The organism is Pseudoalteromonas sp. S1650 (assembly GCF_005887195.1).
In the GTDB taxonomy this organism is placed as follows: Bacteria; Pseudomonadota; Gammaproteobacteria; order Enterobacterales; family Alteromonadaceae; genus Pseudoalteromonas; species Pseudoalteromonas simplex.
The window spans coordinates 1-295 of the sequence record NZ_PNDF01000246.1 but is presented as its reverse complement, the minus strand read 5'-3'; the positions used below and the strand labels follow the sequence as shown (position 1 = coordinate 295).

General features: G+C 40.7%; 1 protein-coding gene. It reads left to right on the top strand.

The annotated features are described in order from the left end of the window. Positions 1–59 precede the first annotated feature (59 nt). Positions 60–209, top strand: a complete 150-nt coding sequence (locus CWB80_RS22665) for a hypothetical protein (RefSeq protein WP_171041585.1) — start codon at positions 60–62, stop codon at positions 207–209. The last annotated feature ends 86 nt before the right edge of the window (positions 210–295 follow it).

The window sequence follows — 295 nt, the reverse complement described above, 5'->3', positions numbered from 1 at the left end:
TTACATAGAGAGTACAAATCTCACGGCATACTTCACTTTCAGCTGTGTTGGGAAAGATCATGAAGCTAGAACACTTTAGCAGTATGCCTAGTTTTTTTGATGATGTTTGGGCTGTTCCAGAAGACAAAGAAGCATCGATTAAACTAGGTCTTGCAAAGCTGTCTATTGCTTCGGATGGACAGAGTTTGCGTATTGTAACTCGAATGTAGCGTAACTTGGTGCGCCTTCAAGACCAGGCATTAATGTCGGACATTATTCATTAATTGAAGCGAAATACAGCCCATCTTGCTTAAGT

Excerpts from the sequence above, each read along its gene's own strand:
- CWB80_RS22665 (WP_171041585.1), top strand. The coding sequence starts at position 60 with ATGAAGCTAGAACACTTTAGCAGTATGCCTAGTTTTTTTGATGATGTT.